This window comes from Fulvivirga sp. M361 (genome assembly GCF_007097395.1).
GTDB lineage: Bacteria > Bacteroidota > Bacteroidia > Cytophagales > Cyclobacteriaceae > Fulvivirga.
Genome location: NZ_VKDC01000018.1, coordinates 71195 through 90279 on the forward strand (window position 1 = coordinate 71195; position 19085 = coordinate 90279).

13 protein-coding genes are annotated in these 19085 nt (G+C 43.7%); 1 reads left to right on the forward strand and 12 read right to left on the reverse strand.

Annotated features, from left to right (window positions below; genetic code table 11):
- Positions 1–226 precede the first annotated feature (226 nt).
- The 5 genes from FNH22_RS18720 to FNH22_RS18735 all read right to left on the reverse strand — a co-directional run bounded on the left by FNH22_RS18720 (position 227) and on the right by FNH22_RS18735 (position 5958).
- Positions 227–1255 carry a hypothetical protein gene (locus tag FNH22_RS18720; protein ID WP_143399960.1) on the reverse strand — a complete coding sequence of 343 codons (1029 nt, stop codon included), beginning with the start codon at positions 1253–1255 and terminating at the stop codon, positions 227–229.
- A 418-nt stretch (positions 1256–1673) separates the two neighbouring features.
- Positions 1674–1814, reverse strand: a complete 141-nt coding sequence (locus FNH22_RS32080; RefSeq protein WP_185154297.1) for a hypothetical protein — start codon at positions 1812–1814, stop codon at positions 1674–1676.
- Positions 1815–2354: 540 nt separating this feature from the next.
- Entirely contained in the window at positions 2355–2831 is a 477-nt protein-coding gene (locus FNH22_RS18725) for a hypothetical protein (RefSeq protein ID WP_143399961.1), read from the reverse strand.
- A gap of 1035 nt (positions 2832–3866) precedes the next feature.
- A complete protein-coding gene (locus FNH22_RS18730) occupies positions 3867–4913 on the reverse strand; it encodes a Shedu anti-phage system protein SduA domain-containing protein (RefSeq protein ID WP_143399962.1) in 1047 nt (348 codons plus the stop codon).
- A gap of 169 nt (positions 4914–5082) precedes the next feature.
- Entirely contained in the window at positions 5083–5958 is an 876-nt protein-coding gene (locus tag FNH22_RS18735) for a HEPN domain-containing protein (protein ID WP_143399963.1), read from the reverse strand.
- Positions 5959–6279: 321 nt separating this feature from the next.
- On the opposite strand from FNH22_RS18735, the gene FNH22_RS18740 reads away from it, so the two are divergent.
- A complete protein-coding gene (locus tag FNH22_RS18740; protein ID WP_143399964.1) occupies positions 6280–6543 on the forward strand; it encodes a hypothetical protein in 264 nt (87 codons plus the stop codon).
- A gap of 316 nt (positions 6544–6859) precedes the next feature.
- Here the strand turns inward: FNH22_RS18740 and FNH22_RS18745 are convergent, their stop codons facing one another.
- The 7 genes from FNH22_RS18745 to FNH22_RS18775 all read right to left on the reverse strand — a co-directional run bounded on the left by FNH22_RS18745 (position 6860) and on the right by FNH22_RS18775 (position 19007).
- On the reverse strand, positions 6860–7267 hold the full coding sequence (locus FNH22_RS18745; RefSeq protein ID WP_143399965.1) for a hypothetical protein: 408 nt from the start codon (positions 7265–7267) through the stop codon (positions 6860–6862).
- Positions 7268–8418: 1151 nt separating this feature from the next.
- Positions 8419–9303, reverse strand: coding sequence for a glycosyl hydrolase family 17 protein (locus tag FNH22_RS18750; RefSeq protein ID WP_143399966.1), 885 nt, complete (start codon positions 9301–9303; stop codon positions 8419–8421).
- 29 nt (positions 9304–9332) lie between these two features.
- Positions 9333–10763 carry an MFS transporter gene (locus tag FNH22_RS18755; RefSeq protein ID WP_143399967.1) on the reverse strand — a complete coding sequence of 477 codons (1431 nt, stop codon included), beginning with the start codon at positions 10761–10763 and terminating at the stop codon, positions 9333–9335.
- A 22-nt stretch (positions 10764–10785) separates the two neighbouring features.
- Entirely contained in the window at positions 10786–12297 is a 1512-nt protein-coding gene (locus FNH22_RS18760; RefSeq protein WP_221420305.1) for a glycoside hydrolase family 30 beta sandwich domain-containing protein, read from the reverse strand.
- A 31-nt stretch (positions 12298–12328) separates the two neighbouring features.
- On the reverse strand, positions 12329–13621 hold the full coding sequence (locus FNH22_RS18765) for a glycosyl hydrolase family 17 (RefSeq protein WP_255518097.1): 1293 nt from the start codon (positions 13619–13621) through the stop codon (positions 12329–12331).
- A 62-nt stretch (positions 13622–13683) separates the two neighbouring features.
- A complete protein-coding gene (locus tag FNH22_RS18770) occupies positions 13684–15426 on the reverse strand; it encodes a glycoside hydrolase family 3 N-terminal domain-containing protein (RefSeq protein ID WP_143400067.1) in 1743 nt (580 codons plus the stop codon).
- A 74-nt stretch (positions 15427–15500) separates the two neighbouring features.
- Positions 15501–19007, reverse strand: a complete 3507-nt coding sequence (locus tag FNH22_RS18775; RefSeq protein WP_255518098.1) for a hypothetical protein — start codon at positions 19005–19007, stop codon at positions 15501–15503.
- Positions 19008–19085 lie beyond the last annotated feature (78 nt).

A 19085-nucleotide genomic window follows, 5' to 3' on the forward strand; every position in this document is an offset into this window, starting at 1 on the left:
AGGTGGTACCACCTCAATTAGAAAGCTCAAACTACTAACTTATCCATTAAGATTGACTTTTCTGATCATTGATGTTTTTCACTGATGACCCGCATTTCAAATGCTGGCGTTTCCGTTTCTATATGGCTCAATGATCCTCGTTACAAACGAGGACCAGTTTAGGCATAAGATGCAATCTTAAGCCAGTTTGGGACATCATGATCATGTGCTATAGATCGTCTTTCTTTCATAATTCGGTACTTGACCATAGCATGAACAAATCAAGCATTGGCTCTTTCTTAAGTATTAGGTACTTCTTTCTAAATAGATTAATTGGTAGCGAGATTAGGTTCATTGCGGCCCAAGTAGTTTTAGCATTTGATTTTCCTAAACTTGCTTGTGTTTTAATGTTCATAATTGTTGCTGATGCTCCGTAGCCAAATAATACCGGTCCAGAATCGACATCCATTTTATTCGTGCCGTCTTCATTTTCCTTTACAAGTTGAACACCTAAATAGTTGTCAATAAAGATATCTTCAAATTTGTTATTATATTTTTCGATATCAGAATATCCGCTTTTATTGAGACAATAAGTTATCATCGCTGTAGACGAGCCTCTTATTGTATTTTTTTGGCTTCCTGCATGATGAATTAGGCCACTTTGATGTTTAGATGTGCTTAATATTAATTCTATCCATCGGTTTCGTAAATTATCATTCTCAATTGATGATATTCCAATCAAATTATCGGCAGGCCAATTGGATTCTACATAGGTATTAATTATTCTTAGACTGTCAGATTGAATTTGATTAAAGTTTGACTCAATTTCATTGGACTTATTTTTCACAAGCTCTGAAATGGTTGAGAATTTGATTAGATCACTTTTTGCATATTTTGAGTATACAAGGTTTGACCATCCTTGATAAAACATACCGTATTTGGGTTCAAGATTAGGGTTAAACATACCTAAAGCCCTTTCTGATTGAATTCTTTTGATACAGTGGTCCACTATGTTTGCATACTTCTGGTCTGATTGGGGGTTTTTATTAAAGTATTCGATTGTTGATAGAGCTAAGAGACAATTACTGAACAGTTTGCCTTCAGGAAATCGTGTTTGTAGCTTATCATCATACCCTTTGTCGAGAATATTTGATAAGTAGTTGATTTGATTCTTAATTGATCTATTTCTGAGAGTTTTATTAAATGGAGTGATTAGACAAAGAAGAACATAAACAAGAATTACTATTCCAAAAAATTTAATAATCTTCTTTATCATTTTTCGTTTGATGATCTATAACAATCGTAAATACGCCATTCCACTTTCAAACACTTATAAATGTTTACAAACGACATACAAACGTTTTCTCCTTAAAGTTAAACAATCCTCCAAAAGACATAACATACAGCCTAATCTATTGCTAAATTACGGTTCGATCTTTTTTGAGGGTCGTTGAGGCCAAAGAATGGGTTGAGAGAAGGGGTAAATACGGATCTACCAAGGTGGCGCACCCGGATTACAAATCCCTTCTGGAGCGCATTTAGCAAAGTGTAATGCGTTCCCATTTTCTTATAAAGTCGAGTACGTAGCATTTCTAATGCGGATACTTTTGGCAAATCCATTTTAACTAGGATTTTAAGAACACCTCACCAACCACCTTTTTACACCTTCCCCTTCGCAATCGCCTCACCCTACCTTATTCCAGCATTTCCAATGCCCCTCGATTCTTCTCATTTAAAATGTAAAACGCTGCACTGCTATACACCCATTGCTCCGGTGAATAGACATACTCTTCCACCATAGGATTATTATGAAGATAATCCATTCGTTGATCCATCGTTTTACTACTAGTGAGTTGCTTATGCAGCCCGGATTAAAAATCCTGTTCCTAAATCAGCACGCATGGCGCTATCGCTATATGCGCGCCAGATGGGGGTTTGCTAAAGCTTGTGCCCATCAAAGGGCTCGCAGTATCGGTCTGTAGTTATAATTAAGCCTGTTTTAAGCCAGTCTGATATGGATAACAGATAAACTACCTACCGGTCGTCCTTGCGAACCCTGCGCGTAGGCTAGCGGGTAGCGTGAAGCAATCTCCTTATCGTGTGTCGGGAGTGTTCTATTTTATGTTTACCCATGGGGGAGTGCTCCTTCTTCTTTCTTAGGGCGTCATCGCCATATCGATTATGCAAATAGGTAGATTTGGAGCAGGAAAGCCCTGGTTATCTCCTTGAACGGGGAGATTGCCGCGCCTTTCCTCACGCCTTGCCCACCAAAGGCTCGCAATGCCGATCCGTAGATATAATTAAAATTCCTGATGGAATGAAGTGCTCGACGCTCAGGTCAGGCTACTCGATTATCAGCATTATTCTTTTAAGGTTCAAAATACATCAATGGTAAACCCAGCGGTTTTGCCAATCTTTTGAATGAACTTTTTGTTATCCCTAGTTATGCCATGAATAGTATAAATAGTTTTACCCTTGGCATTAAGTAGTTTCAAAACCTGAAACATACCATGATATTTGGTTTTCATTATTTCTGACCAAATATAACTAGTGCTATTTCCTCCTTGGGTAACTGTAAAGCAATTATCATCGTAGGCAACCCTTGCAGTCCTATACCTTAATATTAATAAGCCTATGTAAGAACTATACCCCGCAAAAAATATAATAACAGGAATGCCACCAATAGATAAAACCCCTTCTGTTTTTACTAGTATAACAACCCAAATACAAGATACTATAGTTACACAGCAAAAAATCAGTACAACGATATAAGTAAGAACTTGATGTAATAGTGGATTCGGTATAGTTACCCTATTCCTGCAAATTTTCTTTTCAGACCCCCTTATTTCCATGGCAATTGTTTATTTCTATTGCTGATAACAACCGTATATACGCCATTCCACTTTCAAACACTTACCAATGTTTACAAACGACATACCAACGGTTTCTCCTTAAAGTTAAAAAATCCTCCAAAAGACATAACATACAGCCTAATCCATCGCTGAATTCCGTTCGATATTTTTTGAGGGCCGTTGAGGCTAAAGAATGGATTGAAAAAAGCGGTAAATACGAATCTACCAAGGTGGCGCAGCCGGATTACAAATCCTATTCCTAAATCAGCGCGCATGACCCCACCTCGTCCTCGTTTGTAACGAGGATGCCCGTATAGTGCGTTTGTAACGCACGTTATACCACCTCAACTCGAAAGCTCAAACTAGTAACTTATCCATTGAGATTGACTTTTCTGATCATTGATGTTTTTCACTGAAGACCCGCATTTCAAATGCTGGCGTTTACGTTTCTATATAGCTCAATGATCCTCGTTACAAACGAGGACCAGTTTAGGATATGATTCAGGATGGTAATATAAGTGAGATTTATTTTAATTAACTAATTAAGAACCAGAAAATAACCTGACTAAGTGGGAGGTTTTTTCGGTTTGCTAAAGCTTGTGCCCATCAAAGGGCTCGTAGTGTCGGTCCGTAGTTATAATTAAACCTGCCTTAAGCCAGTTTGATATGGATTAAGAAGGTAAACTACCTACCGGTCGTCTTTGCGAACCCTGCGTGTAGGCCTGTGGGTAGCGTGAAGCAATCTCCATATCGTGTGTCGGGTGCGCTAGGTGGTACCACCTCAATTAGAAAGCTCAAACTACTAACTTATCCATTAAGATTGACTTTTCTGATCATTGATGTTTTTCACTGAAGACCCGCATTTCAAATGCTGGCGTTTACGTTTCTGTATGGCTCAATGATCCTCGTTACAAACGAGGACCAGTTTAGGGGTGAAAGATGACATTTGAAGTCTTAATCACTAAAACCGGCCGGAGGCCTAATTGATAGTCGTCACTCGGAAACCCGAGCGACTGAGAGAGTCATTTCTATGTGTTAAAATGGAAGGTCAAATTCTTCATCGTTGGCTTCATCGGTTTGATCATGTTTGATCAAGATTTCAATTAGTCTTTCTCCTTGCGCTAAAAGTTGATCATAAGTGATTATTGTGATATTGGCTAAACGAGCGTTTAACCCATGTAAAGCTTGAAAATTATTGGAATCCCATTCGTTTGATCTGCCAATCACGATAATTGCTCTAGGATGATATGCAACAATTTCAGGGTGATCTCTTAACCCTTTAATCGCAACTTCCTGGAATACATCCAGATATCTATGACATTGACCGATGGCTTTGGAAACTGGACTTGCGAAATAAAAATTATTGTGCGTGGAGTCCCAATTCAAGACAGTTTCGTCTGGTTTTTTAAGTTCAATTATATCACGATAGCCAGAAATTACCGTTGGTAAAAGAAGATCCAACTTATCTCCTTCGCTTATCGCTCTGACATCATCTTTAATCAGGTAAGCATTTCCAAAGACCCAGTTATGGTTGTCGCACCAATCCTGATAGACTTTCTCATCTGTTATTCCAGATTCTAAATAATTTCTAAGTTCAGAACATGCATTTTGCATTTCCCTAAGCCTGATTGCTGATTTGAATGCGATTACAAGTTCCTGTGATAGATCACGACTCGCTAAATGTTCGATAATTTCTTCACGTGAAAGTATTCCGGCAATCGCTTTACTAAGAGTTGATGAATCAACATTGGTTAAATCTGAAGACTCACCATTCAATTTGATCATTACAAATTCACCTTCTTCGTCTACTCCGGCAGTGATCAAGTGAGTTTTTAACGCCTTTAGAAGCTCTTGGGATGCAGAGCCATTAAGACTCATGCTCTTTTCTTCAACAACAGCCCAATCCATTGGCGGTGGAGACTTTTTGTAGGTCACAAGCTTTACTGCGAGTTCCGTTCCTTCCGTTCGAGGAATAAAGAATGGGACCATTACTTGCCTTGTTCTAGAAGATTCGTGAAGAACTATTGGCTTCCCATATTGAATCTTGCCTGATTGTGCTGTTTTCTTACTGACTTTTTCCATTCGCAGTTATGGCAGGTAACAACCGTATATACGCCATTCTACTTTCAAACACTTACAAATGTTTACAAACGACATACAAACGTTTCCTCTTTAAAGTTAAACAGTCTAATTTTCTTCTAAAATAGAACATGCAGCATTTCTAATTCGCATATTTTTACTTCATGCCCCCTCAAACCTTCCCCCTCCCAATCCCCTCAATCTTCTCCTTACAAAGCCTCTCCGTAAGCCCTTTTAGCCGCTCCACCTTCTCGGCCAGGTAGTCCAGCTCTACTTTAGAAATACTATACTCATCCATCTTATAGCGAGCGTCTACATAGGCCTTTCGAAGCAACTCAAAAAGCTGTTTTTCCTCATCGGTGGAGTAGGGGAATACCGCAAAGCGAGGGTCACAGTTTTTCACCCGCAGGTCCAGCCGCTCCAGGTCATGCTCTTTGGGACGGTAGTCGGTGTAGACCAGTAGGATGGTGGTGTAGTAGCGTTCGGTGGCCTGGTGGAGTTGAAAGGCTGCTAGGTGGTAGCTCTTTCTGGAAAGGTAAAATTTGTATCCTTCTAAAAATTCATTCGCACCAGTAAACCACTGATCAAAATACCCCTGTGCTTTTTCCCGGGCTTCTTCCGCGGTGAGCTTCTTAGGGTTTTGCAGGTGTACCTTGCCGGTGTCATACAGTACAATACCTTCCTTTTTAATGTCCTTGAAGAAGTAGTTGCCCTGCATCAGGGACTGGTTCAGGTGCTTGCCGGAGTGGAAGATGAGGCTGACGGGTGTTTTCACGATGCCGGTATCCCGTAATACCTCGTTCACTTTGGTTTCTATTTTCAAGTGGCACTTCAGGTCGTCATGGAGGGTAACTACCAGCAGGTCATAGTCGCTTTTGTATTCGTAGAGAATGCCTTTTTCTACGTAGGTGTCTTCCACATACTCGCCTCGGGCGTAGCTGCCGAACAGGATCACCATTTCTACTTTTTTCATGCTGCTGAGCAGCTTGGTGATGTTCTGTAGTTCTTCCTGCTTGGTAAGGGGTAATTTCTGTAATGCTTCGTTCACGGGAGTAAGATAATGGATTATTTCCTGGCACTAAATATAGGTCAATATTTCGTGGATTTAAAAAGCCTTAAGGATGAAGGGAGTAGGTGTTGGGCCTGAAAAAAATGGTCTAACGGTGTGGTGAAATACAGGCTTATTTTGTACATTGATCCTGTCAACACATCTAAATTAGTACGAACTAACCCGGAGAAAATATACTCAATAGTACAGTATCATATTAACCCATAGGGGCGTGCATGCGGGTGAAAGTCCCGTGACTTATCTGTTTTCTCAAATGGATGTGTTGACAGTGACCGCCCCTTTCTTTAAATACCAACTACTATGTCAACACATCCGACTCCTCATGATCTAAATGCGCTGAACGAAGGGCAGTGCAAGGCGCTGGTCATCTACCTGCTGGGCCAGGCCACCTATGAAAACCTGTTTAAGAAATACTCCATGGGGGGTATAAGCAATGACCCGAGTACACAATTTACCGGGCAGCTGCGGGACACCCTGCTGGAATGTTATTATAATGTATTTGATAACTCCCCCCACACCGAGGTATCCATGGTAAAAAGCAGATCCTGCATTACGTCACTATGATCCGCCAGGCCGTTGAGCAGCTTGGCCTGGATAGCATTGATTAACCCTGGCCTTTTGCCTTCTTTATGGGCATTCGGCCCATAAGGTGTACGGTCTTGCTGTTTTGGGTGGCTTTCACCTCTTTTTGATCTGTGCTGATGTACAAGACGGTACCGCCTGGCAGGGTGTGGCCGGTACCTGTTTTTGTAGTTTTATGCAGCGGCTTAGCTTATGTCTATTGAGGGAAAACCTATCCTTGACACCTTGCCTTCACAACAGCGATAGTCCGGGGTAAATAAATAAAAAACGCCCACCACCCGGAAAAGTCCTTCACCCGTTAGCCCCCTCCACGCATTCTTTCTGCCTGAGCCATTGCCATGGAAAGGTAGCCGGGCAGCCGGGCGTAAAACGCTAAAAAATAGTACTTAAAAGAGTGGGAACTGTATTTCAGCAAGATCAATACCCGAAAACGCTGTACAGAATCACTAAAGGTCGGTACAGAATCATTTTCAGTCACTAAAAAATCGTTCCAAGCCACATGAAAATCGTTCCAGGTCACTAAAAAATCATTCCAGGCCACATGAAAATCGTTCCGGGTCATTAAAAAATCATTCCAGGCCATAAGAAAATCATTCCAGGTCACCAAGAAATGACAAAAGCACATCAAAAAACCACTCCGGGCCGCCTGAATATCACTCCAGGCCACCGGGAAACCACAGCAGGTCATTAGAAAATGACACTCCACCGGAAAAGAACGGTAAAACGGCAGGCATCTATGTCAGAAGTACATCGCTGATGCATTTCATCACTGCTTGAGGCCTCAAAAGACCATCAAATTTTTAACCCTTAAAGATTTATTTATGAACAATAAGACATTAGAACGTAAGCTGCTGGGTAGGGTGAAGCCATCTCCCTATTGTGTGTCGGGAGTGTTCTATTCTATGTTTCCCCATGGGGGAGGGCTTCTTCTTACTTAGGTAGGCATCGCAAAATGGTTAGGTTTGGAGCAGGAAAGGCAGGCCATCTCTTTGAACGGGGAGATTGCCGCGCCTTTCCCCACGCATGGCCCCCCAAAGGCTCGCAATGTCGGTCTGTAGTTATAACTAAGTTTGTCTTAAGCCAGTTTGATAGGAATAAGAAGATAAACTACCTACCGGTCGTTTTTGCGAACCCCGAGCGTGGGCTTGTGGGTAGCGTGAAGCAATCTCCTTATCGTGTGTCGGGAGTGTCCTGTTCTACGTTTACCCATGGGGGAGGGCTGCTTCCTCTTACTTAGGGTGTCATCGCCATACCGGTTGTGCAAATAGGTAGGTTTGGAGCAGGAAAGGCAGGCCATCTCTTTGAACGGGGAGATTGCCGCGCCTTTCCCCACGCATGGCCCACCAAAAGGCTCGCAATGTCGGTCTGTAGTTATAACTAAGTTTGTCTTAAGCCAGTTTGATAGGAATAAGAAGATAAACTACCTACCGGTCGTTTTTGCGAACCCCGAGCGTGGGTTTGTGGGTAGCGTGAAGCAATCTCCTTATCGTGTGTCGGGAGTGTCCTGTTCTACGTTTACCCATGGGGGAGGGCTGCTTCCTCTTAAATAGGGTGTCATCGCCATACCGGTTGTGCAAATAGGTAGGTTTGGAGCGGGAAAGCCAGGGTCATCTTTTTGAACTTGGAGATTGCCGCGCCTTTCCTCACGCATGGGCCACCAAAAGGCTCGCAATGTCGGTCTGTGGGTATAATTAAAACTTACAATGGAATGAAGTGCTTGGCGGACGGCTTAAATGTATGTTGGTAACTCATTTGAATGAGTTCTGTCCAACCTTAAGCCACCTCCTTATCGTGACAGGTAAATTAACTTAGCCCACGTCAGGCGATGGGAAGACTGCCCGCCTCATACCACAAACCTCAAAACTTAATCCGTTCATCCTTATCCCACAGCCCCCAGTACGCGCCTACATCACCTTCTGCACCCACTTTCCAGGACTCATCAAAGGAAGAAAAGTAAAAGATCTCTATGTCCTCTTCCCGGGACCATTGTTGTGTGTTGAGAAAATATTTGATAAAATTTTCACCCGAGGGCCGGGCGCCTTGCAGGCTGGTGCCCTGGCTGGGCCAGCCAGTTTCGGAGATGATGACTTTTTTTCCTTTGCCTGCGCGGACAGCTTTATGATACATGTCTTTCATATATACCAGGGAGTAGTCCACATGGCAGCCTTCCCAGTAGGGGTAACAGTTAGCCAGAATGATGTCGCAGGCCTCGGTAATTTCGGGCCGGTCGGCAAATTCGTAGTAGGCATCTACATAGCCTACGGGTGTTCCGGGAACGGCTTCTTTTACCCGGTGAATGAAGCGGAGTAGTTCTTCTTCCGTTAAGTCACCACGATACATTACTTCATTGCCCACAGCGGCGATATCGACATAGCCTTCTTTCGTAATTTGTATCAGGTTTTCTACCTCACGCTGGTTAATGGTGTCATCATCGCCCAACCATGCACCTACCAGTGTTTTTATGCCATACTCTTTGGCAATTTTTGGAATGTTCTCATTACCGTCGGTACAGGAAAAGGAACGTATCCATTTCGTGTAAGGCTTGATGATTTGCATCCTTCGGCGTATCTGGTCTTCGGTGATCTGATCTCCGGGCTTTTGGCCTTCTACGTAAGGGCTGAAGCACAGGCCGTGCATACCGCCCTTCAAGGTTTCTTTGAATAGGTAAGTTAATTCCGCGGTCGTTTTGTCCTGGTAATTGAGACCGGCCAGCGCTAAAACTTTTTCTGTTCTTAAGGACATATTTTTTTATTTACTTGAGCATTGATGTATTATAATTCACCTCTTCGTTTTACCAATTCCGCTTTAATCTCACGGGCCCTTTCTTCATTCAGATTATAATTCCACATCACTAAAATGGCCAACGCCGCGGTAAACGCCGGGATAACGATATCGGCGATACGTAAATTGGTCATGGTTTCTGCAGTTTGTGTAGCAGCGTTTTGATCAAAACCCACCAGTTTCAATACCAGGCCACCCAGTACCAAGGCCAATGCCTGACCCAGCTTTACCATCCACCAATAGATGGCGCCAAAAGTGCCTTCTTTACGGGGCATTCCATTGTTCAATTCATCCAGGTCACAGACATCAGCCGTCATGCTCATCATAAGGGTAAACAGGCCGCCAATCCCGAAAACGATCAATGGGATGGGCATAAAGATCAACCATGGATTTTCAGGGTTAAACCCCCACCACTTCAACAGATAACCAAATATTGAAATTACAGTGGAAATAATAAAGGCTTTTCGCTTTCCCCAATTGTTGGCCATCCATGTAACGATGGGTATGATTAAGAATGCAGTGGCCATGGCCATGATGGTAGAAAACCAGGCAGGCCAGTTTCCGGCTAACCCATAATCTCCATTGAACATGTAAAATACGATGATAAAAAAACTGAAAGACGCTACCAATTGAAACCCGTTAAAGACCAAAAATGTGGCGCCACAGAGTTTCATAAAAGGCTTGTTTTTAGCCACCTGAACGATGCCCTTAAAAAGGTCCTTCAAATTTGAGAATAATGTTTTGAGGCTGATCTCTTTTCTGTTTTCCATATGGGCTGAATCTATCCCTTTACAGAAAAAAGCTGGCAATACCCCGAATACAACACAGATGGCACCAACAATTACCGACAGATTTCTAACTCCCACGGCCTGGCTTTCAAATAATTCCGGATCTGCGATAAGTACCCAAAACCATGGAACGATCATCCAGGCAATCTGTCCTACAATTTGCGAAAAAGCCATTAAACGCGTGCGTTCATTGTAATCGGAGGTCATTTCATATCCTAAACCGATCAGCGGAGTGGAAAACATGGTGTTCCCAACTAAAAAGACCATAGAGAATATAAGAAAGTACCAGAAGTTGTAAGCCTGTGAGTTTTCCGGATCAAGTTGCCATAAAATCGCAAAAAACAGTCCGCTTAAAATGGCTCCTGCAAGGATATAAGGCCTTCTGCGTCCCCATTTCGAACTTGTGTTATCAGATATGAACCCCATGATAGGGTCCGTAAGTGCATCAAAGATGCGCGGAAGGCCTCCCAGTAATCCTGCTAAAAAAGGATCCATGCCAAAGGCAGTGAGTAAAAAGAACATGAAAATGGCCAATGATCCCGGAAGTAAGTTGTTGACTAAGTTTCCGGCGCCAAAGGCGGCTTTCTGTATAATAGGCACTCTGTCTTTTGCGGCCGTTGTATGCGATGTCATTGCGGTATAGTTAAGTTGATGTTCATTTTTGCATTTGGGTTGGTTTTTCAATTAACACGGTCTGGATAGCCTGGGCGCTAATGGTGAGATCGGCGGTTTTTTCATCGAGAGAAAGCGTGAGGTTCTTTGCCGCGGTACCCTGGTTTAATAGTACCACTATAATGGAGCCATCCGTATTCTGTACAGCAGTAGCCATAAGGGATTCGTCCGATAGCTCAAGCCCGATCCTTTTAGCTCCGGGTCTGATATACTTGCTAAAATGGGCCATTGTATAATAGAGGGGGGTAAAATACACTTCATCTGCCTCATGATCTACAATGACGGGGGCCACACACCAGTTTTTGAACCAATTCGGACCACCCTGCCGGTCCAGTACCATGTTCCAGTCAATCCATCCATCCACCCAGTTGTTCAGGCAGCCAATGATATCCCGCGCATAGCGATACACAGGCACGTATTTAGGGTGCAGATGCTTTTCATGTTCGGGGGCCCAATCCCATCCCCAGTCCGTGGCTTCTTTAGACCAGTACCAGGCATCATCCTGCCATTTCGGTACTTCGGCATCCACGCAGGCTTCGGATTGGATCAGGTATTTATCAGGAGCAGCATTATGGGCGAACTGTAAGGACTCAGGAAACCAATCGTAAGTACTGGCATACCAGTGAATAGCTGTTCCATCAAAATAGTGGGCAGAGGCATCATCCTGAAACATCACATTGACCCAGTCCTTTAACTCTTCTCCACGGTTCTGATCATACCCCAGTATTTTGACGTTGTGTCCATCGGCTTCAAGCCTTGGACCCAGGTGGTCCTTTACAAAGTCTGTCATCTCTTGAGGAGTGAAATGCATGCTCTCCCAGTTGTTGTTATTTCCCAGCGGCTCGTTTTCCACGGTGAAGCCCCAGATGTCAATGCCTTCGGCCTGATAGGCATCAAGGTACTTAGAGAAGAACAGGGCCCACGTATCATAATATTCGGGCAATAGTTTGCCTCCGCGCCAATCTTTATTGTCTTTCATCCAGGGGGGTGCTGTCCATGGGGACGTAAGTATTTTAAACCCGTCTTTGGACTTTGCCATCGCTGCTTTGATCATTGGGATAAGATCATCACGGTCTTCGTCAATGGAGAAATGTGCCAGCTCTTTATCTCCTTCCACCGGAGCATAGGAATAGTTGCTCAAAGAAAAATCACAGGAGTTCATGTGGGTGCGTGTCAGGGAGTAGTTTGCGCCGCTTTCTCCAAAATAGGCTTCCAGTATTTTGTCACGATTTTCGGGGCTTAATTGGTTCAGTAAATAGGCGGATGCTTCAGTAAACGATCCTCCAAATCCGGTGATCGTTTGATAGGTTTCATCGGGCAGCAGGTGAATCGCTGCTGCTGCTCCTTCCATAGGAAACTGTGTTAATTTTTGAAGTTTATTTCCCATTGCAGAGGTTTCATAAACTTCTACCGTTAGCTTTTCCATAGGTGTATGACAGGCATTGAACATAAAGGCAAATGATAGTAAGAGCGTATACTTCGTGCGTTTTTCCATTTTTCTACATCCTGTTAATTAGTGTTTTAGTTTAATGGTTGGTCAATGGTTCATTTCCGGCCGGGGGTTCCAGAACTTCAGCCAATAAGGCTTCTTTGTTTCCATTGTAGGTTTTACTTATGGTGTTCCCATTCCGGGTTAACCCTTCAAAAACACCGTCATCCACCAACTTCCACAGGGGGTATTTCGCCTGGCCCTCAATCGTGAAAAGCCCGAAGTAGTTTTCCGAACCGTTTGGGTTACCGGCATCTTTCCATCGCTCGTTAAATGCTTCGAAATAAAAGCACGATATACCGGAGGCATTGGTCCAGTCACGCATATGCTGATAGTACAATCCCTGCTTGTATTCGTCAGTGGCTTTTGAGCCTTCGGGGCCATAAAACCCGTCTGAAACGGTGGCCCATCCCGTTTCACCGATGTGGATCGGTTTGCTTACCCCCAGGCTTTCTACGTATGCGGAGACTGCCATATACTGGGACCGTGCAAAGTCTTTGGCCCGGACCATAGCTGCATCCACTTTTTCAATCACCGGGAGTTGCTTTTCTTCTTCGGGCACCCACCAGAACTCCGGGTTGTAGTGTGAATTGTGGTAAGGGTAGGTATGCATGGAAATATAATCCACAGCTTTGATCAGTTTCTCGAGGTCTTTGGTATGGTAGGTGGAATCCGCACCTCCCCATGAAGCAAAATCATCAGAACTGGTAATCCAGAGGTCCTTGGGCAGCTTTCCGGATTGTTTCAGGGATTGAAGATGGTCCACCCATTTCAAGATAACCCCGGGCTGCACATAGTAACTTGCGGCCCACTTTACCATGGCCTCGTTACCCACTGCAATGATCTTTACGATATCCGGATATTGATTGGCCAGGGCCACCGCTCTTGCTATCTCCCCTTCATTTTGTTCGCTTTCCACTTCATGGTCCGGCGTTTCGCCTGTCCAGGCATTTTTACAGTCGATCCACGCCCCGAGCATCACGTACATTTCAAAATTGGCATCCTCCTTTTTTAGCTCTTGTATGGCTTTTAGCACATTGGAAGCATGCGGTAGCTGCACGTTATAGGTCCGCAATATTTTAATGCCTATGGCAGACAAGATCTTCATGTCTTCTTTCAGTTCGTCAACTGTGGGTTGAATATCTCGTGAGTTCTGCCTGTATCCGCCATATGAAATGGCCGGAAAGTCCGGGTTGCCTAAAATATCTTTTGCTGTCACGTTGTTGTTGTTGTTCGTTCGTTTTTGTACTTCATTCTTTTGTTGTTGGCCACAGGAAAGGCCTATTGCTACCATTATTCCTGTCAGCAATATTTTTGATGTCCATGTCATGATCGTGAAGTTTGTTGCATGATTGTTTCTTGGTTGTTCCTATTCATTATTGATCTTTTATCTTATTGATAGCTTAACCCATACCCAAATGGAAATAGGGGGGTAATGGACTTGTCCCAGAAATTGGGGCCATACTTTCCTGCATAATCTTGTTCAGATGCCGGCCATGAGTGGGGGAGCTTTCCTTTAAAATCATCCTCGCCAAACAGCACCTGTGCAATGCCGTCGCCTTCAGAGCCCGGTAGCCAGGCAGCTACAAATGCATTGGACTGCTCGATCTGCCGCGTTGTAACTAAAGGCCTGCCTGAAATCAACACCACTACTACCTTGATGCCTCTGGTTACATAGGTATCAATATACTTCTGGTGGGTTTCCGTCAGAGTGTGTTGGTAGGCATCCATTTCGCCTCCAATGTCTCCGAAAAATTCGGCATAGGGTGTTTCTCCTACCACTACAATGGCTACGTCAGCATCTTCGTAGTCTCCTGTACCGTCTTTATCGTAGATCACTTCTCCTTTCGAAAGTTTTTGAATGCCTTCAAGAACAGTGGTTGCTCCGGTATAATTTTCCTTGCGTCCCTGCCAGTCAATGGTCCACCCTCCGGATTGTAATCCTGAATTATGGCCAAACTCACCCACCACCAAAATCTTAGATAGATCTTTACTTAGAGGGAGTATATTTGCTTCGTTTTTAAGCAATACCAGGGACTCACGAACAGCTTGCCGGGCCACCTCCCGGTGTTCAGGGCTTCCTATTTTTGCCACTAACCCCTGGTCCGGGAATGGATTGTCAAAAAGCCCTAACCTGAACTTTTGCCGTAGAATGCGACTGACGGCATCATCGATCCTGCCTGGAGCAACCACACCCTCTGTTACTGCTTTTTTTAAACCTTCCTGGTAATCTTCGAGATCTCCGTCCACGGCCATGACCATGTCTATGCCCGCATTGATGATATCGGCTTCTCCAAACCTTGAATAACCTTTCCAATCTGACACCATGATACCGTCAAACTGCATGGCCCCTTTCAGGGTATCCGTGATAAGTGGCCGGTGCGCATGCATGGATGTGCCTTCCAGGGTGTTAAAAGAAGCCATGATGGCACCCACACCTTCTTCTACAGCGGCCCTGTAAGGTGGGAGCAAACGCTTGTGAACATGGGCCATGCTCAAAGACGTATTTCCACCTTCTACTCCAAAATCGGTGGCCCCATCACCAATGAAATGCTTTGCTGTGGCCATTACCGTATGGTTTTCCAGTAGATTACCCTGGTGCCCTTTAATGGATGCCCTTGCCAGCTGTGTGGTTAACTCTGTACTTTCCGAAAAGGCTTCGTATACGCGCCCCCACTTTTCATTATAGGGGATAGCTATGCACGGAGAAAACACCCAGTTAAAACCTGTGGCTTGGGCTTCGATGGCAGTTATAGCAGCTACTTTTGCCACCAGGTCGGCATTCCGGGAGGCGCCTAACCCGATGTTATGAGGAAATAGGGTGGCACCCTCGTAGGTATTCTGACCATGAACGGCATCTACTCCAAAGAGTAAAGGAATGCCCAGACGCGTGGATAGTGCCTGCTTTTGCAACGCGCTGAATTTCTCCTGCCAGTCCAGGGCGCTTTCCCCCGGAAGTGGGCCTTGTGTATGGATGACGGACCCAATGAACTTGGCAGCAATATCGCCTTCTGAAATGTCGTCAAAATGCCTGACTTGTGTCATTTGACCAATCTTTTCTTCCAGGGTCATTAAGGATAGCAACGAATCAATTTTTTGTTCGATGACTGCATCAGCTTCTATTTTATTGCCCATCTTATGTTGCTTGCATGAAAGAATTAAACAATTAATAATCAGCATATTAATAATATATATTTCGGTCTTTACTTTCATTTTAACTCCATCTCGTTTAAATGGACAATAACCCGTATGATCTTGCCGGTCCTATCAAAAATTTGCTTACTGATCACTTCATCTAATCTTGAGCTTTCAAACCTTGTCGTTTCACCATTTTTGAACACGACTTCCAATCGTTTATCATTGGAGAGTGTATACACTACCGGTATTTGGCAGTAGGTAAAGCAAAGCGATCCTTCTTCCAATGGCAGTTGTTGCCGTTGTGAATGGACGTCTACATAGTGGAAGGTTCCGGGCGTTTTCAGAAATTCATCTTTTCGTAACAGGCATGGGTTGAAGGACAACTTACCTTCTGAGACAAAAACCCCTAACTCTCCGAACCTGCATAAAATATCTTCTTTCACCTGACCGGTCATGCCTGGTTGTTGAGCGCCTTTTCCGGCTGGCGTATGTGAGTAAGGGTCAGTAGGGAAGGCCCCGTAAAGTGAGGGAGACTTGTGTATACCTATGCTCTGGTTGATCTCATAATAATGTTCCAGTAATCTGCCGATCAACTCTTCACTATCTTGTTGATGAATGGCCTCCAGGCAGCACTCCTGTACGGCCAATTGCAACTTGGATACCATGTGCCAGTAGATGGATCCTAAGCCTTCATATCCGAAAAACGTTCCTGATCTTCCTGTAAAGGCCTTATGATTGAATACTTCTTCGAAAATGAGCAGTACCAACTTCTTATCTGTTGCCACGAGCCGGGCATATCCGGTACGGGCGAGTTTATCTAGCGCTTCCTGAAGGTCATTAGCATTTTTAAAATTATCATTGAAGTGATAAGCCCCCTCAATATCTCTTATAATAACCTGAGGGTTACCTTCGTTGATCAATTGAGTGAGCAGTGCTGATTTGTTAACAGCTTCAACAGGGATATTATTTTTCTTTGTAAAGCCCGGTAGATCCTTGTCCGGGTAGAGCATGTAGCTATACTGATCTTCCCTGAAAAGTTTACTGTTTTTAAGTGCATCTAACACCTGCAATGATTCCTCTGAGGATAAATAACCTGAGCTTAATACAGCTACCTGACCTTCCAGCATTTCGCTTAATTGAGCAACTGAAATTTCATCGTCATTTGTCACGGTCATCAGGTTATAGGCATGATACAAATTGTCCTGTCGTTTATTGGCCTTGATTGTGTGCTCCAGGTATTCAAGACATAAGCCAACAAAGTACTTGAGACGATTGATTGATACCGACTTTTTTCTACCTCTGAACGCCTGATTATAGATGTATAACCTATAATTACTGCCAGCCTGCCCTAATCCATCCAATATTAGTTTGCGGCCTCTGTCATTGATCTTACCAGACAAGAGATGTTGGTATTTGTCAAGTATGTAGACCGTACTGTCAAAAAAGTGTAGTAACTCGTCAGCTATCTGCACTTCTTTTATTTTCGTTGAATGAAAAATCCCCTCAAAGAATTTCAGGAACCTTCTCAGATAATAAAGCGTGACCATGGATACTCCATTACCTACAAGGGCGTTGTTTGCATCATTCCATTCAGGTCGCTGGGTATTCATCCATATGCCAGCTTCAGGAATGTAGTTTGACATTTTTGCCAGCACAGTAGCCAGCATTTTTTCAATAAAATTCACATAAAGGATGGCCCCATTACCATCCCGCAATAAAGCGCTATCCGCCCCTAATGACGACCATTTTTCTCGTATATGTCGGTCTGATTCCAGGTCAAATTCTATCGTATCTTTGGGGTTTTTAAGCAGGTCAAAATAGCTTTTGATCTTATAGGGAACATTGGCGTAAACAAACAGTTCCTGATCAAAATAGCGTTCTAATCTGCCCGGAGTATGCTTTTCGGTAAACTCCAGAAATTTGAGTAAATAGATGATCTGGTGATCTCCCCAATAACCGATATAAGACCAGGGGTCATCCGGTTCGATCACCTCCCAGTCAATACCATTTTTTGTAATCCGATACGGATTATAACCATCAAAAGTGGAAGCATTCAAAAATTTACAGATCATACCTTCTACAAAACCCGGGTAGGAGTGGGCAAGCGCTTCCCAGTTTTGAAAAATGTCTCTCCAGTTCCCTTCGTAATCAAGGATTTTAGATCCATCGATCTCACTGTGTGTATTGATAGAAAACTGGTTCCAGGGCCTGCTTGGGTCACCATGCCTTCTGCTAAACTTTAACGGCATATATTCCAGGCACAGCCTGCTCAAATTCCTTTGATCGCTCTGAGCAGCGAGTGCCTTGAGTTCGGCCAGGGGAAACTCCTCGGGAAGTGGGTGAGGAGTTGATTTGAACGATTCAAATACTTCCCGGTTAACCTTGGACAGATAGTCTATGAAATCATTTCTCTCAACCTGATAATTATTATCAAATATCCCACCCCTCATAATATTGAATAAGGTATTGGAAAAATGGCGTGTGTCCCGGAATTTATCGGCGGTGAGCTGTAAGCCATCGGCAGCGGCGCATAATCCTATCAGGCGTTTTGTTCCCTCATCAATATCCTGGTTTACCAGTCGGGTCAGGTGTGCTTCATTTCGGATAGCCGCAGAGACCTCCGCTATAGTGAACAGGTTCTGGTTCACATTGGCAATGATCATCCACTCTTTTTCAGACCCGGGCGATAGTAATAGGTCCGCATTGATAAAATAAGCGCCTTTTTCAGCCTTAATATCTTCTTCCTGGCGGACCGGAAGTCCTTTTCTGAATAGGTCAAGCTGTAAGGAAGAAAGGAGGTACCTGGGGTTTTCCAGGCCCAATGACCATACAATATTGGCTTTTAATGCTTCACTGGGTTCTGCCTTGTCTACAATGATCGCGCTAAGCGCAAAAATCCCTATGCCAACCTCTTTTTTAAGTTCATTTCTTTTATAAGCATCGACAAGGTTACTGGTCTGATTTTGTAATGGGCTACCCACACCACAGGGCATGATGTTTTGTATACCATCCAGTACCGATAGCTTTACTTCATCCTCTCCATGGTTGATGACCCTGACTTTTTTAACAAATCCATAGGTATTGCTTGAATTCCACTGATACCTGAAGGTCAGCTTCAGATCATGATTTACCTCTTCAAACAATATCTTGTTTCCATAGTCATTCTTGTACAGGTTCCTGCTGATATTATAAAGGCAGGCATATCGTTCTGAAAACGGTTCCCAGACCTGTGATCTACCTTCCCTGTGGACCAAAAAAATCGATTTACTGCCTGTATTTTCAGCAGATTCAATGATCTTATCATCTGTATAATAGGGAAATAAAGCATTTTCAGCATGCTTACGTCCCGCCGTGATTCCGCCGTTACTTCCTATGAACATCCAATGGTTGGAATCGCTTACTATGCTCATAAAAAAGGAGCGCATAGCATCTACATTGGAAATTTTATAGTACGTTTCGTTGTCTATCGGAACTTGTTCTATGTGTATATGGTCGGTTGTCCTAACGTTTTGCATGGATGTTATCTCACGGATTGTGTTGGTGGTTGTGTTTGTTTTGATATGCTTATCAATGATCATCTCATCTGTCATTTTATATGAAACCGGAATACCGTCCTTACAGGATCTCCATTGACCTGTTCTATCCGTTCCAGGTGG

Coding starts and splice junctions, on each gene's coding strand:
- FNH22_RS18720 (WP_143399960.1), bottom strand. CDS start 1,255: ATGATAAAGAAGATTATTAAATTTTTTGGAATAGTAATTCTTGTTTAT.
- FNH22_RS32080 (WP_185154297.1), bottom strand. CDS start 1,814: ATGGATCAACGAATGGATTATCTTCATAATAATCCTATGGTGGAAGAG.
- FNH22_RS18725 (WP_143399961.1), bottom strand. CDS start 2,831: ATGGAAATAAGGGGGTCTGAAAAGAAAATTTGCAGGAATAGGGTAACT.
- FNH22_RS18730 (WP_143399962.1), bottom strand. CDS start 4,913: ATGGAAAAAGTCAGTAAGAAAACAGCACAATCAGGCAAGATTCAATAT.
- FNH22_RS18740 (WP_143399964.1), top strand. CDS start 6,280: ATGTCAACACATCCGACTCCTCATGATCTAAATGCGCTGAACGAAGGG.
- FNH22_RS18750 (WP_143399966.1), bottom strand. CDS start 9,303: ATGTCCTTAAGAACAGAAAAAGTTTTAGCGCTGGCCGGTCTCAATTAC.
- FNH22_RS18755 (WP_143399967.1), bottom strand. CDS start 10,763: ATGACATCGCATACAACGGCCGCAAAAGACAGAGTGCCTATTATACAG.
- FNH22_RS18760 (WP_221420305.1), bottom strand. CDS start 12,297: ATGGAAAAACGCACGAAGTATACGCTCTTACTATCATTTGCCTTTATG.
- FNH22_RS18765 (WP_255518097.1), bottom strand. CDS start 13,621: ATGACATGGACATCAAAAATATTGCTGACAGGAATAATGGTAGCAATA.
- FNH22_RS18770 (WP_143400067.1), bottom strand. CDS start 15,426: ATGGGCAATAAAATAGAAGCTGATGCAGTCATCGAACAAAAAATTGAT.
- FNH22_RS18775 (WP_255518098.1), bottom strand. CDS start 19,007: ATGATCATTGATAAGCATATCAAAACAAACACAACCACCAACACAATC.